This is a genomic window from Giesbergeria sinuosa, assembly GCF_042652905.1.
GTDB classification, from domain to species: domain Bacteria; phylum Pseudomonadota; class Gammaproteobacteria; order Burkholderiales; family Burkholderiaceae_C; genus Simplicispira; species Simplicispira sinuosa.
Window position 1 is genome coordinate 153,691 of sequence record NZ_JBHSHJ010000007.1, and the last position, 15,576, is coordinate 169,266.

10 protein-coding genes are annotated in these 15,576 nt (G+C 60.4%); 7 read left to right on the top strand and 3 right to left on the bottom strand.

What is annotated here, in order from left to right:
• Positions 1-12: 12 nt before the first annotated feature.
• Positions 13-1,032 (bottom strand): ABC transporter substrate-binding protein, encoded by a 1,020-nt coding sequence (locus ACFO6X_RS10555; protein WP_382432775.1) that lies wholly within the window; start codon positions 1,030-1,032, stop codon positions 13-15.
• A gap of 205 nt (positions 1,033-1,237) precedes the next feature.
• On the opposite strand from ACFO6X_RS10555, the gene ACFO6X_RS10560 reads away from it, so the two are divergent.
• Positions 1,238-1,870: a cysteine dioxygenase family protein gene (locus ACFO6X_RS10560; protein ID WP_382432777.1), complete on the top strand. Its 633-nt coding sequence runs from the start codon at positions 1,238-1,240 to the stop codon at positions 1,868-1,870.
• A 35-nt stretch (positions 1,871-1,905) separates the two neighbouring features.
• A complete protein-coding gene (locus tag ACFO6X_RS10565) occupies positions 1,906-3,504 on the top strand; it encodes a rhodanese-related sulfurtransferase (RefSeq protein WP_382432779.1) in 1,599 nt (532 codons plus the stop codon).
• A gap of 54 nt (positions 3,505-3,558) precedes the next feature.
• Here ACFO6X_RS10565 and ACFO6X_RS10570 read toward each other — a convergent pair whose 3' ends face one another.
• Complete coding sequence (locus ACFO6X_RS10570) at positions 3,559-4,905, bottom strand: LLM class flavin-dependent oxidoreductase (protein WP_382432781.1); 1,347 nt, start codon at positions 4,903-4,905, stop codon at positions 3,559-3,561.
• A gap of 123 nt (positions 4,906-5,028) precedes the next feature.
• Positions 5,029-7,860, bottom strand: a complete 2,832-nt coding sequence (locus ACFO6X_RS10575) for a winged helix-turn-helix domain-containing protein (RefSeq protein WP_382432783.1) — start codon at positions 7,858-7,860, stop codon at positions 5,029-5,031.
• Between the two features lie 375 nt (positions 7,861-8,235).
• On the opposite strand from ACFO6X_RS10575, the gene ACFO6X_RS10580 reads away from it, so the two are divergent.
• The 5 genes from ACFO6X_RS10580 to ACFO6X_RS10600 form a co-directional block, all read left to right on the top strand.
• Positions 8,236-9,903: a fatty acid--CoA ligase gene (locus tag ACFO6X_RS10580; RefSeq protein ID WP_382432785.1), complete on the top strand. Its 1,668-nt coding sequence runs from the start codon at positions 8,236-8,238 to the stop codon at positions 9,901-9,903.
• A gap of 39 nt (positions 9,904-9,942) precedes the next feature.
• Positions 9,943-11,733, top strand: coding sequence for an acyl-CoA dehydrogenase (locus ACFO6X_RS10585; RefSeq protein ID WP_382432787.1), 1,791 nt, complete (start codon positions 9,943-9,945; stop codon positions 11,731-11,733).
• Positions 11,734-11,769: 36 nt separating this feature from the next.
• Positions 11,770-12,954 carry a beta-ketothiolase BktB gene (gene bktB, locus ACFO6X_RS10590; protein ID WP_382432789.1) on the top strand — a complete coding sequence of 395 codons (1,185 nt, stop codon included), beginning with the start codon at positions 11,770-11,772 and terminating at the stop codon, positions 12,952-12,954.
• 26 nt (positions 12,955-12,980) lie between these two features.
• Positions 12,981-15,113, top strand: a complete 2,133-nt coding sequence (gene fadB / locus ACFO6X_RS10595; RefSeq protein ID WP_382432791.1) for a fatty acid oxidation complex subunit alpha FadB — start codon at positions 12,981-12,983, stop codon at positions 15,111-15,113.
• Between the two features lie 12 nt (positions 15,114-15,125).
• Positions 15,126-15,576, top strand: a 451-nt coding sequence (locus ACFO6X_RS10600) for an electron transfer flavoprotein subunit beta/FixA family protein (RefSeq protein WP_382432793.1), incomplete at its 3' end; no start/stop codon positions are given.

Below are 15,576 nucleotides of genomic sequence, written 5' to 3' on the forward strand. Positions count from 1 at the left end.
GCTCCTAGGGGCTTAGCCCAATACGTCTACGGTGACGTGCTTGGCTAGCCGTGCGGGGTCGGTGCCGGGCTTGAGCACATTGACCAGTTTGAAATCGCGGGCATAGAACTCGACTTCTTTTTGCAAAGCTGCACCGTGTGGATGGCTGCGGTGGGTCAGCGTGCCCAGCACAGCACGCAAGTCTTCTAGCGAGGCTTTGGAGTAGGGCTTGTAGAGCTTGGCGGCCTCATTGGGATAGTCGGCCACAAATTCCGAGGCTTCATTGATGGCACGCACCAGCGATGCCACCACTGGGCGCTCAGCCTGTACCAGCTTGGTGCCTACCCCCACCACACAGCAGGTTTTGGCGGCATATTCGCCCGACAGGTTGGTGGCCAGATCGACCAATCCTTTGGTGCGGCGCTGGATCAGTGCCAAGTTGGGGTCACTGTCGGCTATGGCATGGGCTTCGCCCTTTTCGACAGCCAGCCCCAGCATGTCGGCCGGAAACTGGCGCCAAGTCACGTCCTTGTCGGGGTTCAGACCGGCCTTGACCAGCAACACCGAAAAGAAATTTTTGCCCGGACTGTTGAGGTCAGAGACCGCAATCGTCTTGCCTTTGAGTTGGGCCAGTGTGGTGGCCCCGGCAGGTTCATAACCCACCAGCCGCACGCAGCCGCCGTGGCTGCTGCCCACCAGCTTCACATCCAGCCCAGACTCTAGCGGCTTGATCCAGCGGTGGATCATGCCCAGCGCGGCATCGGCCTTTTGCGTGGCAATGGTTTCGAGCAGTTGGTCAGTGGAGCCAGCAAAGTTGATGAGCTCTACCTGCAGCCCATGTTTCTCAAACAGTCCGCGCTCCAGGGCCACTGGGGCCGCGGCCAAGCACGGGGCATTGGCATTCCAAGCCAGCTTGAACTGGCGCAGCTTGCCGGTCGTGCCTTGGGCCAACACATGGCTGGCCGCCATGCCAGTGGCGCCCACGATCCCCGCTGCCCCGACAGCGCGCAGCCATTGGCGGCGTGACCCGATGAAATCTTGTGTTGCGACCATAAAAACCCCCTCTTCCTGAAATGACAGCTGCACGCACCAGCGTTTTGTGCTGTGTTCGCGTGCCCGAAAAGTCTGCATTGCATCCCAGTGCGTGGCTTGGGGGAACGAAGAAAAACGGCCATCTATATGCAAAAGAATCAGCACCGCAAATGCGGGCGATGCGATGCAATGCCAACCCTTGCTTCTCTCTTGCACCCGTCTATCTATGCGTTTGCACCCTTCATCCCATCGTCTGCGCCACTTTGTGCAGCAGCTGGCAGCCCTGCTGGAGCGCCAGCCCGCCGAGCCAGAGATCCTGACCCAGGGCAGCGCCCTGTTGGCCGATTTGGTCGCCCATGACGACTGGTTGCCCAATGACTACGCCCAGCCGCAACCGCAGTATTACCAACAAAATTTGCTCCACGCCGATGCGCTGGGGCGTTTTTCTGTGGTCAGCTTTGTGTGGGGGCCGGGGCAGTCCACGCCCATCCACGATCACACCGTGTGGGGGCTGATTGGCCTGTTGCGCGGCGCAGAGGTGTCGCAGGGTTATGCGCAAGATGCACTGGGCCGCTGGGTGCCCAGTGGCGCACCCGTGGTGTTGCGGCCTGGTCAGGTGGAGGCGGTCTCGCCCACCGTGGGTGATGTGCACCGTGTGAGCAATGCGCTGGCCGACCAGCCCTCTATCAGCATCCATGTGTACGGTGCCAATATTGGCGCGGTAGAGCGGTCAGTGTTTTTGGAGGATGGCAGCCGCAAGCCCTTTGTCTCGGGTTACAGCAACACCGCCTTGCCCAATATCTGGGATTTGTCTACCGAGAAGAACGCCGCCTTGCAGGCGGCGGCGGTTGTTGTTTGAGTCTGCCTGTCTTTTTTGCTTTTCTGAACCACACTATGACCCATCCCTTGCCTTTCAAAACCTTTCAGGATGTGCGCCAGGCGCTGCTGGCGCAGCAAGAAATTGCACTGATCGATGTGCGCGAAGAAGCCCCTTTTGCCCAAGGCCATCCGTTGTTTGCCGCCAACTTTCCCGCAGGCCGTCTGGAGCTGGATGCTTGGAGCCGTATTCCTCGGCGCGATACCGCCATCGTGGTCTATGACAATGGTGAGGGGCTGGCCGCACCGGCAGCACGTACCTTGCAACAACTGGGCTATACCGATGTGGCCTTGCTCCACGGCGGGCTGCAAGGCTGGAAGGATGCGGGCGGTGAAATCTTCATCGATGTGAATGTGCCCAGCAAATCTTTTGGTGAGCTGGTGGAATCGGTGCGTCACACCCCCTCGCTGGCCGCCGAAGAGGTGCATACCTTGCTCAAACAACATGCCGATGTGGTGGTGCTCGATGCCCGCCGCTTGGATGAATACCAGACCATGAGCATTCCTGGGGGCATCAGCGTGCCGGGGGCCGAGTTGGTGCTGCGCGCCCAAGCCCTCGCCCCCAATCCAGCCACACAGATCATTGTCAATTGTGCTGGGCGTACGCGCAGCCTGATTGGTGCCCAGTCGCTGGTGAATGCGGGCATCCCCAACCCGGTAGCGGCTTTGCGCAATGGCACCATTGGCTGGACGCTGGCTGGCCAAACCTTGGAGCATGGTGCCGACCGTCGTTTTGGCCCCGTCTCGCCAGAGCAACAGGCCCAAGCGGCCCGCCAAGCCCGTGCGGTGGCCGACCGTGCCGGGGTGCGCCACGCCCAGCTCGCAGATGTGGCACATTTTGTGGCCCAAGCAGGGCGTACCACCTACCTGTTGGATGTTCGCACCCCCGAAGAATACGCGGCAGGCCATTTGCCGGGCTTTCGCAGTGCCCCCGGCGGCCAATTGGTGCAAGAGACCGACCACTGCGCCCCCGTACGCGGCGCACGCATTGTGCTGGCAGATACCGATGGGGTGCGCGCCCACATGACCGCTTCTTGGTTGGCGCAAATGAACTGGGAGGTTTGGGTGTTGGACGGTGTGCCTGCCAGTGCCTTTGTTGAGGTGGCTGCCCCCGCCCCCAGTTACCCAGAGCCACAAGGCCCATTGAACTTGGTGCAACCGGTTGAGTTGGCCAGTTGGCTGCAAACGGGGGCTGCTGCTGAAACAGTGGTGATCGACACCACCACCAGCGCCAACTATGTCAAGCGCCATATTCCGGGGGCTTGGTTTGTGTTGCGTTCCCAACTGGCTGAGGCTGTGGCCCATCTGCCAAAAGCCCGCCGTTATGTGCTGACCTGCGGTAGCAGCCTGCTCGCCCGTTATGCCGCCGCTGATGTGGCACGTCTGACCGGGGCAGAGGTGTATGTGCTGCAAGGCGGCACTACCGCTTGGATAGAGGCGGGATTGCCACTGGAGCACGGTGCCACCCATCTGGCCTCGCCCTGCATTGACCGCTATCGCCGACCTTATGAAGGCACCGACAACGCCCGCGAGGCCATGCAAGCTTATCTGGACTGGGAGTTTGGCTTGGTTGAGCAATTGGGCCGTGATGGCACACATGGCTTTCGGGTGATTTGAGCCGCAACGCGGCCCGCACAATGGCTGCCCGTACAGGGCAGCCATTGCCATTGGTCATGTGGCCAGTGGCTCCCGAGCGTAACGATTGATGGGAAATGGCAGCCCCAGATTGCCCCGGAAGGTGCTGGCGGGGTATTCGGTGCGTAGCAGCCCACGCTGTTGCAACAGTGGTACAGCCCATTCGACAAAATCCTTGAGCGAGGTATTGGGCAGCGCCTCAAAGAAGTTGAAGCCATCGGCAGCACCCCCCTCAAACCAACGCTGGATTTCATCTACCACCTGTTCTGCTGTGCCCACAAAAGTGCGTTTGGGCCGGGCGTACCACTGTGCTGCTTCGCGCAGCGTCAGGTGGTGGGTCTTGGCATATTGCTTGATTTTGTCGCTGGCTGCCTGTTGGCTGTTGCGCCCCAGGTCGCCCAGCTCTGGGAAAGGGGCATCCAGTGGGTATTGCGAAAAATCATGGTCGTTGAACGGCCGCGCCAGTGCCGCAATGGCGTTGTCTATCGGCACCAGTGCCGCCAACGCTTCGTATTTGCGTTCTGCCTCTTCGGCAGTGCGCCCCACAATCGGGCGAAAACCGGGCAGCAAAAACACTTGGTCGGGGTTGCGGCCCGCGGCAGCGACACGCTCTTTCACCTCTTGGTAGTAGGCGCGGGCTTCTTCAAAGCTGTCGGCATGGAAGAAGATGGCATCGGCCCGTTGGGCAGCAAAGTTTTTGCCATTCTCTGAGGCACCAGCCTGGAAAATCACCGGCTGGCCTTGTGGTGAACGGCTGATGTTGAGCGGCCCTTCCACCGAGAAGAACTCGCCTTGATGGTCTAAGCGGTGCAGCTTCTGTGCATCGAAGAACTGGCCGGTTTCTTGGTTGCGCACCAGTGCATCGTCTTCCCAAGAGTCCCACAGTCCTTGCACCACGTCCAAGTGTTCGTTGGCTAGGCGGTAGCGCACGTCGTGGGCATAGTGTTGGTGGCGGCCATAGTTGCGGGCGCTGCCATCGAGCCAAGAAGTCACCACATTCCAGGCAGCCCGCCCACCGCTGAGATGGTCTAGCGAGGCCAATTGTCGGGCCACGGTAAATGGCTCGCTGTAGCTGGCAGTGATGGTGGCTACCAGCCCGATGTGGCGGGTCACGCTGGCCAATGCCGACAGAATTGTTACAGGCTCAAAGCGGTTGAGGTAGTGCGGGCTGGAGCGTGGGGTGATGTGGACGCTATCGGCCACAAACAAAAAGTCGAATCGGGCTTGTTCGGCCAGTTGGGCTTGGGATTGGTAAAAACGAAAGTTGGTGCTGGCATCCGTCACAGCCTCTGGGTGGCGCCAGTCGCCCCAGCCAGCCCCCACGCCATGCAGAACAAAACCCAGTTTGAGGGTGCGGGGCGCTGGGGCCGTTGCGGTAGTCATGAATTTTCCTTGTGGGCAGAGTGGATAAAAGCCACAGCGTAGGCCGTCGTCTGTGGCCGACCAACCAAGAAAAACAACTATCGGTATGCGCAGAAAACAGCCCGCTTCCTGACCAAACACCTGCTATGCCGTGCGGCGGCCTTTGGTAGGTGGGGCCACGCCCGTAGCCTCTGTGGTATGGCCCGGCAACAAGCGCAGCAGGCCCAAGCCCACTTGGGCCGCCTCAACACGAGAGCCAACATTGAGCTTTTCAAAAATATTCTTCAAGTGCCATTTGACGGTCTCGGGGGCCACTTGCAAAGCACGGGCAATTTCTTTGTTGGACAGCCCTTGGGCAATATGCCCTAGCACTTCAATTTCGCGTCCACTCAGCAGTGGTGAGGCCGTGCCGGTATGGGGCTGGACAGCAGGGGTCAGCGCGGTATCTGGCCGGTGGTTGGTATCCAGCAGCTCTAGCAATTGCCCGACGATGGAGCCTACAGGCTCCAAAGGCCGGGCGGTGTAGCTCTGGCGTGCGCGCAGCAGGCCAACCATCACGGCCCCTTCATCAATAAAGCTTCCCACCATGCCTTGGGCTTGGGCATAGGCCAGCGCCTGATCCAAGGCGCTAAAAGCCTCGGTTTGGCTGCCGCGCTGGTCGAGGGCCAGTGCCAGCAGCATGGAGGCAATGGCATGCAGGTAGGCCATGCCTGCGGCGTGTAGGCGGCTCTGCACTTCCGTCAGCCGTTCAACCGCCTGCCCGGCCCGGCCTTGGGCCATGGCCAGCCGGGCTTGGGCAAAGGCATGGCTAGCGTAGGTTTCTAAAAAGCTGCCTATGGGCGAAGGCTCAGTCGTGGGCATGGCGGCGCTGAGTTCGTCTACCACCCTTTGGGCTTGCTCTAGGTCTCCGTGCAACAGGTGTAGACGCACGGCCTCGGCATCACAACTGGCCCGCAGTCGCAACCACTGCCGCACCCCGGCCAACTCTCTGCCTTCATCCAGAATGGTCAATGCCCAGGCCAAGTCACCCCGCCGGGCAAACCAGCGGGCGCAGGTGCGACAGTACCGCTGTAGTGACCCCAGAGCGCAGGCCTGTATGGCTATGGCTGTGCGCCCTGCAATCACTTGCTCCACCCGCACCATGTCGTTGCGCTCGTAGTAAATCTGGGCCAGATAGCCTGCGGGCAGCACAGCGGCAGCGGCGTAGCGGCCCACCATGCCTTCGGCCTTGCTCAGGGCTGCTTCAAAGATGGCTGCCGCCTCGTCAATTTCCCCTTGTACCAGCGCACTCAGGCCAAACATGCTGGTGCAGTAAACGTCGGCATACAGCGAGACTTCGCTGTCGAGGTCGCGTCTTTCCGTCTGGCGCAACTGCCGTACTTCGTCAAATCGTCCAGCGTAGGGCAGCCCAAATGCCAATGCTGCCTCGGCAAAGCGCCGCACCCATCCGGGTGCCGTAGAGGACGCTTGTGCCTGTGCGTGTGCCAAACGGCCCAGTTCCATCGATGTGTGCGAATCGTCCATGAGCCCGGCATTGAGGGCTCTGGCTGCATTGATTTCGGCCAACAGTGACGTGTCGGCAGCCGAGGTGTGGCCCAAGGCTTGTTGTTGTGTCACCTCCTGCGCTAGTAGGGCCGCTGCTTCGGTGGTTTCGCGGCCCCGCAAAGACAACAATTGCGCCCAAATCCGTGCCAGCCGCAAGCGGCGGCGCTCCTGCACGATTTCTGGGGGCAATTTAGCCAGCCAGCCCAGCACGGTGCGCACATCGCTGCGGCCAATCAGTGCCATTGCTGCGGCCTCCACCCAACCTGCGGCCTGTGCCATGTCGCCACAGGCCAGTGCATGGCGCACAGCCTCGGGCCAGAGTTGCTGTTCGGCAAACCAAGCGCCCGCCCGCCGGTGCAGTTGGGGTAGCTCGGTGGCCAAGCTGCGTTCGGCCCGTCGGCGCAGTGCAGCCGCCATCAGGGCATGGTAGCGGTACCAGCGCCGTTCTTCGTCCAGCGCGCGCAAAAACAGGTTGTGCTGCTCCAGCCATTCGAGTTTTTCCCAGCTACTGCCGTGCTCGGCCATGACGGCATCGCACACCTCAGGCCCAAGGCGCTCCAGAATGGAGGTGCGCAAGGCAAACTGCTTCATGGCCGGAGGCATTTGTGCCAACACCGTGCTTTCGAGGTAGGCGTCAATGCCGTACCGATTGCTGGTAATGTCGTGGGCCACTTGGGCTGCATCCACAGATTGTTCCAGCGCCAACGAGGCCAGTTGCAGGCCAACCACCCAGCCTTCGGTAGCATCGTGCAGCATTTGCACACTAGAGGGGTCTAGTGCCACCCCCCGTGTTTGGCACAGAAAACGGCGTGCATCCTCTACCGTAAAGCGTAGCTCGTCAACGCCGATGTTGAGCAACTGGTCTTGTGCCCGCAGTTCGCCCAGATTCAGGCCTTGGTCGTGCCGTACCCCCATCAGCAGATGAAAATTGGCTGGGGCGTAGCGCAGCAGCCGCAGCACTAGGGCACGGATGGTCTGTGAAGTCAGTCGGTCAAAATCATCTAACACCAGAAACACTTGCCGCGGGTCGGCAGCAATTTCGTTGAGCAGCACCGACACAATGGCGTTGACGGGGGTCATGGGGTCGTCACGCAGCAGTGCTTCGGCTTGTCCGCCCACACCACCCAGGCGCAGGCAGCCCAACAGGTAGGCACCAAACTGCTGTAGATCGTTGTCTTCGGTGTCTACACTCAGCCAGCCCACCACATGCTGGCGTGCGCGCAACTCCTCACACCATTGGCGCAGCAAGGTGGTTTTGCCAAAACCCGCCGGGGCCGTGACCACTGTCACGCGGCGCTCTAGGGCTTGTTCTAGGCGTTGGCACAGGGCCAACCGCGCCACCTGCCTGCGGGGGGGGCTGGGGGGCGTCATTTTGGTCTGGATCAGCGTCAGGTGCCAGACGGGACTGGAGAGGGGGACAGGCCCAGACATACAAACAAGGTGCAAACAGATGGAAATTCCGGCCTGCCATGCCGGGCAACGGATGGCCGCAAAGGATAGAGCCGGACTCTGAGAGTCTGGGTCGAGCCCCAAACTGAATCACCTTGGCAGTGTCAAAAATTTTAGCATTGGGGCTGCTTCCAGCATCAGATGGGCCACACAGGGTTTGCCCTGCCAGCCCGTCTTGGGCAAGGGCGGTGGCCTGATTCAGGTGGGGTGATCAGGGTTTACCACTATGGCCTCCCCCCCCATCGCCAATGGCAGCGCCTCCCCTTTGCGGGGGGATGCTTTCAGGGGTGGTCGCCCTATGCTTTCTCTATGGCGGCGTGCGGGGTTGCACAAGCCGCAGCACCAGGAGACACAGGCATGGATGCCCTTCCGTTGATTGACCGTACCCCTTCAGCCTACGCTTACCCGCTGCTGATCAAGCAATTGTTGACCACCCCCTTGGCCGTCAATCCAGACCAAGAGATCGTCTACCGCGACCAGTCCCGCTACAGCTACCGCCAGTTTCGCCAACGCATTGGTCAGTTGGCCAGCAGCCTGCGCAGTGCAGGCGTTCAGCCCGGCGACACCGTGGCTGTGATGGACTGGGATAGCCACCGCTATCTCGAAGCTTACTTTGCTGTACCGATGATGGGCGCGGTGCTGATGACGACCAATGTGCGCCTGTCACCTGACCAGATCACCTACACCCTCAACCACTCGGGCGCTAAGGCATTGCTGGTGCACGCCGACTTTTTGCCGGTGTTGCAGGAAATACGCCCCCGTTTAGAGACGGTGCAGACCTTCATCTTGATTGCCGACGGCCAGACGCTGGCGTTGCCCGAAGGCTTTGGGGGCGAATACGAAACCTTGTTGGGTCTGGCCAGTGCGGATTACCCGTTCCCAGATTTTGACGAAAACACCCGCGCCACTACTTTCTACACCACCGGCACCACCGGCCTGCCTAAGGGGGTTTACTTTAGCCACCGCCAACTGGTGTTACACACGCTGGCAACGATGGGGGCATTGACCAGTGCGGTCGATCAAGGGCGCATCCACCGCGATGACGTCTATATGCCCATGACACCGATGTTCCATGTCCATGCGTGGGGGTTGCCGTATATCGCTACGCTGATGGGCCTGAAACAGGTTTACCCAGGCCGCTACATACCCGACACCCTGTTGGCGCTGATTGCCAAAGAGAAAGTGACCTTCTCGCATGGGGTGCCTACGCTGCTGCACATGGTCTTGAACCATCCCGCTGCCGCACAGACAGATCTGCGCGGCTGGAAGATGATCATTGGCGGATCGGCCCTGTCGCAAGGGCTGGCCCAAACCGCCGTAGAGCGTGGCATTGATGTGTTTACGGGCTATGGCATGTCAGAAACCTGCCCGATCCTGACACTGGCCCAAATCAAGACACCGTTGCAGGGCAATGCCGAGCGTGAATTGCAGGTGCGCACCACCACGGGGTTGCCCATTCCGCTGGTAGACCTGCGCATTGTGGACACCAATATGCAGGATGTGCCCCACAACGGTACGGCCTCTGGTGAGATCGTGGTGCGTGCGCCTTGGCTCACACAGGGCTACTTCCAAGATGCCCCCAACTCCGAAGTGCTGTGGGAGGGGGGGTATCTGCACACCAATGACATTGGTGTGATTGATGCGCATGGCTACCTGCGCGTGACCGACCGTATCAAAGACGTGATCAAGACTGGCGGGGAGTGGATTTCCTCGCTAGAGCTGGAAGACCTGATTTCACGCCACCCGGCAGTGTCTGAAGCCGCAGTGATTGCCGTCAATGATGCCCGCTGGGGCGAGCGCCCTATGGCCTTGGTGGTGTTGCGCCAAGGTTGCACGGCCTCGGCACAAGACATTCGCGAGCACCTGACCCATTTTGCCAATCAGGGCCATATCTCCAAATTTGCTGTGCCCGAACAGGTGCAGTTTGTGGAGTCGATTGCCCGCACCAGCGTGGGCAAGCTCAACAAGCGGCAATTGCGCCAAACCTACCAGAGTGCCCAAGCCCCTGCACCCACAGCCCAGTAAGCCGTTTCCTCTTCTATTCAACCCATAAAAAAGTCCCCTATGAGCTACGCCGCCCCCGTCAAAGATTTGATGTTCAACGTACAGCACTTGGCCCAGTTGGAGCAGATGGCTGTCCAAGTGCCCGCTTTTGAAGACGCTGGTTTGGAAACCGCCCAAGCTGTCTTGGATGAATGTGCCCGTTTTCATGAGGGGGTTGTGGCCCCACTCAACCGTGCGGGCGACCTTAATCCCTCGTATTTTGAGGATGGCAAGGTAGTCACCACCCCTGGCTTTAAGGAAGCCTTTCAGCAATTTGGCGAAGGAGGCTGGCAGGGCTTGCAGCATCCAGCACAGTTTGGTGGTCAGGGGCTGCCCAAAACTATTGGTGCTGCCGTCATCGAGATTCTGAACCAGTCTAGCCTGAGCTTTGCGCTGTGCCCCTTGCTCACGGATGGGGCTATTGAGGCGTTGCTGACCGCCGGTTCGCCCGAGCAGCAGACCACCTACATCCCCCCGATGGTGGCTGGCACCTGGACTGGCACCATGAACCTGACCGAGCCCCAGGCAGGCTCTGACTTGGCCTTGGTGCGCACCCGTGCCGAGCGCCAACAGGATGGCAGCTACAAAATCTTTGGCACCAAGATTTTCATCACGTATGGCGAGCATGACATGGCCGAAAACATCGTCCACCTCGTGCTGGCCCGTGCGCAGGGTGCGCCCGAGGGCGTCAAGGGCATTAGCCTGTTTATTGTGCCCAAGGTGTTGGTCAATGCCGATGGCTCTTTGGGTGAGCGCAACGATGTGCATTGCGTCAGCATTGAGCACAAGCTGGGCATCAAGGCCAGCCCTACGGCCGTCTTGCAGTTTGGCGACCACGGCGGCGCTATTGGCTATTTGGTGGGCGAAGAAAACCGCGGCTTGGAATACATGTTCATCATGATGAATGCTGCCCGCTTTGCCGTGGGGGTGCAAGGGGTGGCGGTGGCCGAACGCGCTTACCAGCAAGCGGTGCAATATGCCCGCGACCGTGTGCAAAGCCGCCCAGTAGACGCCAGTGCCTCTGGCGCGGTGGCCATCATCCAGCATCCCGATGTGCAGCGCATGCTGTTGACCATGCGTGCCTTGACCGAAGGCTGCCGGGCTATGGCCAGCGTGACAGCAGCTGCCTACGATTTGGCCCACCACCATCCTGATGAGGCCACCCGTCGGCACAACCAAGCGTTGTATGAGTGGCTGGTGCCGTTGGTCAAGGGCTACAGCACCGAGATGAGCCAAGAGGTCACGACACTGGGTGTGCAAGTGCATGGCGGCATGGGCTTTATTGAGGAAACGGGGGCGGCCCAGCACCTGCGCGATGCCCGCATCCTGACCATTTACGAGGGCACCACGGCCATCCAAGCCAATGACTTGGTGGGCCGCAAGACCGCCCGCGATGGGGGGCAGATGGCCTTGGCATTGGCCGAGCAAATTGCGGCCACCGAGGCGGCCTTGGCCCAAGGCAGTGACCACGCCCGCGCCGTGGCAGCGCGGCTACAGGCGGCCCGTGCAGCCTTTGTTGGTGCGGTGCAGTGCATTGCCTCTCAGGCCAAGTCTCAACCCAATGCGGTCTATGCCGCCAGCGTGCCTTATTTGATGCTCGCAGGCAACTTGGTGGCAGGTTGGCAATTGGCCCGCTCTCTGGAGGTGGCCGAGCGTGAGCTGGCGGCAGGCCGTGATGCAGAGTTCATGCAGGCCAAGATTGCCACCGTGCGTTTCTATGCCGACCACATCTTGCCCCGCACAGGAGCGTTGCGTGACAGCATCGTCAATGGCTACCAAGGCATGGCTGCCATGCCCCTGAGCGCGTTCTGAGTACCCCACGTCCTACAACCATTCCAGGAGACCGTTATGCAACGTGAAGTCGTCGTCGTCAGCGCAGTCCGTACCGCCATTGGCACTTTTGGTGGCAGCCTCAAAGATGTGCCTCCCACCCAATTGGGGGCGCTGGTGGTCAAAGAGTCTTTGGCCCGCACCCAAACAGAAGGCAAGGATGTAGGCCATGTGGTGTTTGGCCATGTGGTCAATACCGAGCCACGCGATATGTACCTGTCGCGCGTGGCGGCCATTGAAGGGGGCTGTGCCGAAGGCACGCCTGCGTTCAACGTCAACCGCCTGTGTGGTTCGGGTCTGCAGGCGATAGTCTCAGCCAGCCAGAGTATTTTGTTGGGTGACACCGACATTGCCATTGGTGGGGGGGCTGAGTGCATGAGCCGTGCTCCCTATGCCAGCCTCAATACCCGTTGGGGTGCCCGCATGGGAGACACCCAGATGGTGGACATGATGGTCAGTGCCTTGCACGACCCTTTTCACAAAATCCACATGGGTGTGACAGCCGAGAACATTGCAAGCAAGTGGGGCATCACGCGCCAAGAGCAAGACCATTTGGCTATGCAAAGCCACCAGCGCGCCCAACACGCTACGCAGGCGGGTTATTTCAAGGATCAAATTGTTCCCGTCATGCTCAAGAGCCGCAAGGGCGAGGTGGCCTATGCCACAGATGAGCATTTTCGCCCCGATGCCACGCTGGAAGACTTTGCCAAACTCAAGCCAGTGTTTGTGAAAGAAAACGGCACTGTTACTGCGGGCAATGCTTCGGGTATCAATGACGCTGCGGCTGCGGTGCTGCTGATGGAGGCGCAAACCGCACAGGCCCGTGGTCTTCAGCCCTTGGCCCGTTTGGTGGCCTATGCCCACGCTGGGGTAGATCCCAAATACATGGGCATTGGCCCCGTGCCTGCCACGCAACTGGCCCTCAAAAAAGCGGGCCTGACAGTGCAAGACTTGGATGTGATTGAGGCCAACGAAGCCTTTGCAGCACAAGCCTGTGCTGTGGCCCGGGACTTGGGCTTGGACCCTGCCAAAGTTAACCCTAATGGCTCGGGCATCTCGTTGGGTCATCCCATCGGTGCCACTGGGGCATTGATTACGGTCAAGGCTGTACACGAGTTGCAGCGTATCCAAGGCCGTTATGCGTTGGTGACGATGTGCATTGGCGGAGGCCAAGGCATTGCGGCTATTTTTGAGCGAATCTAAACCCCATGAGCAGCAGGACATTGAACATGTTTGAAGGAAAAAACCTGCGACTGGTGCCCTTGGATGATGGGTTGGTGGAGCTGTGTTTTGACGGCACCGGTGAGGCCGTCAACAAGCTCAACCAGTCCACAATGGCAGAATTTCGGCAGGCGTTGGCCTTGCTGCAACAGACTCCAGCGGTGCGGGGGTTGTTGTTGAGCAGCGGCAAAGACAGTTTTATTGTGGGTGCCGACATTTTCGAGTTTCGGGCGTTGTTGGAGCGTTCGCAGGCCGAGATAGAAGCCGCTGTGGTGCAGGGCAGTGCCACCCTGACTGCGCTGGCCCAGTTGCCTTTTCCGACAGTGGCTGCCATCAACGGAGCGGCTTTGGGGGGCGGCTTGGAGGTGGCTTTGGCCTGTGACCACCGTGTCATGGCCGAAGGGGCCGTGGTGGGTTTGCCAGAGGTCAGTCTGGGCATCATCCCCGGTTATGGTGGTTCTACCCGGCTGCCGCGCATTGCCGGGAGTGCGGTGGCGTTGCAGTGGATCACGAGCGGCACCTCCCACAAGGCGGCTGCGGCCCTACAGGCGGGCGCGGTGGATGCCATCGCAACGCCCGACGCTCTGCGCAGTACGGCACTGGCTTGGCTGACCCAAGCGGCCCACGGCCAGCAGGATTGGCAAGCGTATCGGGCGCGCGTCCATGCCGGTGTGGCACTGGATGCTGCGGTGCTGGAGCAGGCCCGTGTCAGCACAGCCAAAACGGCTGCCCACTACCCCGCAGCCTCGGCCTTTGTGCAGTTGTTGGCAGACACAGCCTCCCAAGAGGCTCCCGCCGCTTTGCAACAGGAGGCGCAGGTGGCTGCCCGCCTGTTCAAGACAGAAACAGCCGCCTCACTGGTGCGCCTGTTTGTCAACGACCAGTTTCTGAAAAAGAAGGCCAAGGCCTATGCCCGGCAGGCTCGGCCCGTCAAACAAGCGGCGGTGTTGGGCGCGGGCATCATGGGAGGGGGCATTGCCTACACCAGCGCCGTGCGCGGCGTTGCTGTGCGCATGAAAGACATTGCCCAGCCTGCACTGGATTTGGGGCTGGCCGAGGCCGACAAGCTGCTGGCCAAGCAAGTGGCTTCGGGCCGCATGCCACCCGAAAAAGCCCAGCAGGTGCGGGCATCCATCCACGCACAACTCGATTTTGCAGGCTTTGAGCAGTCCGACATCGTGATTGAAGCCATTGTCGAGAACCTGGGCATCAAGAAAAAAGTGCTGGCCGAGGTGGAGGCGTTGGTAGGCCCAGAAGCCATCATTGCCTCCAATACCTCGTCACTGTCCATTGCCGACATGGCCAGCGCCTTGCAGCGGCCACAAAACTTTGTTGGCATGCACTTTTTCAACCCTGTGCCACAAATGCCACTGGTAGAAGTGATTCAAGGCCCGGCCACCGATGCGGTGGCAGCCGCCTCCACCGCTGGCTATGCGGTGGCCATGGGCAAGACACCCATTGTGGTACAGGACTGCCCCGGCTTTTTGGTCAACCGCATTCTGGTGCCATACTGCCTGGCCTTTTTGCGGCTGGTGCATGATGGGGCCGACTACCAGCAGGTGGATCGGGTCATGGAAGCCTTTGGCTGGCCGATGGGGCCCGCTTATCTGGCCGATGTGATCGGGATGGACACACTCGAGCATGTGTTGCACATCATTGCCGATGGCTACGGCCCTCGGATGCAGCCCGATTTTCCGTTGGCCGTAGAGCTGCTGGTGCAGTCGCAGCGGTTGGGGCAAAAGTCTGGTGCAGGGTTCTTCCGCTACGAAACCGATGCCAAGGGCAAGCCCAAGCGGCTGGTAGATGAGGGCGTTTCGGCCCTGCTGGCTGCTGTGCAGCCCCGTGGCCCGCGCAGCTTCACAGACGCAGAGATCATAGACCGCATGATGCTACCGATGGTGCTAGAGGCCGCACGTTGCCTAGACGACAACATTGTGGGTTCAGCCGTGGAGGTGGACATGGGGTTGATTCTGGGGCTGGGCTTTCCGCGCCATTTGGGCGGCATCCTGCACTGGGCCGACCGCATCGGTTTGGCCGAGATGGTGCGCCGTTGCCAAAGCTACCAATCCATTTCACCACTGTATGCACCAGCACCCGCCGTGGTGCAGCGTGCGGCAGCGGGTCGTTATTTCCATGATTGAGAGATTGAAACTATGAAAATTCTCGTACCGGTCAAGCGCGTGGTGGACTACAACGTGAAAGTGCGTGTCAAATCCGATGGCACCGGCGTGGACATCGCCAACGTCAAAATGAGCATGAACCCCTTTGACGAAATTGCCGTCGAAGAAGCCGTGCGCCTGAAAGAAAAAGGCTTGGTCACTGAGGTGATCGCCGTCTCCTGCGGCACCGCCCAGTGCCAGGAAACCCTGCGCACGGCCATGGCGATTGGTGCCGACCGCGCCATCTTGGTCGAAACCGAGGCCGAACTGCAACCGCTGGCCGTGGCCAAGCTGCTCAAGGCGCTGGTGGACAAAGAGCAACCCGGCCTCATCATTTTGGGCAAGCAAGCCATCGACGACGATGCCAACCAAACCGGCCAAATGCTGGCCGCCTTGGCCGGACTGCCCCAGGCCACCTTTGCCAGCAAAGTGGAGCTGGCCGATG

Coding starts and splice junctions, on each gene's coding strand:
- ACFO6X_RS10555 (WP_382432775.1), bottom strand. CDS start 1,032: ATGGTCGCAACACAAGATTTCATCGGGTCACGCCGCCAATGGCTGCGC.
- ACFO6X_RS10560 (WP_382432777.1), top strand. CDS start 1,238: ATGCGTTTGCACCCTTCATCCCATCGTCTGCGCCACTTTGTGCAGCAG.
- ACFO6X_RS10565 (WP_382432779.1), top strand. CDS start 1,906: ATGACCCATCCCTTGCCTTTCAAAACCTTTCAGGATGTGCGCCAGGCG.
- ACFO6X_RS10570 (WP_382432781.1), bottom strand. CDS start 4,905: ATGACTACCGCAACGGCCCCAGCGCCCCGCACCCTCAAACTGGGTTTT.
- ACFO6X_RS10575 (WP_382432783.1), bottom strand. CDS start 7,860: ATGTCTGGGCCTGTCCCCCTCTCCAGTCCCGTCTGGCACCTGACGCTG.
- ACFO6X_RS10580 (WP_382432785.1), top strand. CDS start 8,236: ATGGATGCCCTTCCGTTGATTGACCGTACCCCTTCAGCCTACGCTTAC.
- ACFO6X_RS10585 (WP_382432787.1), top strand. CDS start 9,943: ATGAGCTACGCCGCCCCCGTCAAAGATTTGATGTTCAACGTACAGCAC.
- bktB (WP_382432789.1), top strand. CDS start 11,770: ATGCAACGTGAAGTCGTCGTCGTCAGCGCAGTCCGTACCGCCATTGGC.
- fadB (WP_382432791.1), top strand. CDS start 12,981: ATGTTTGAAGGAAAAAACCTGCGACTGGTGCCCTTGGATGATGGGTTG.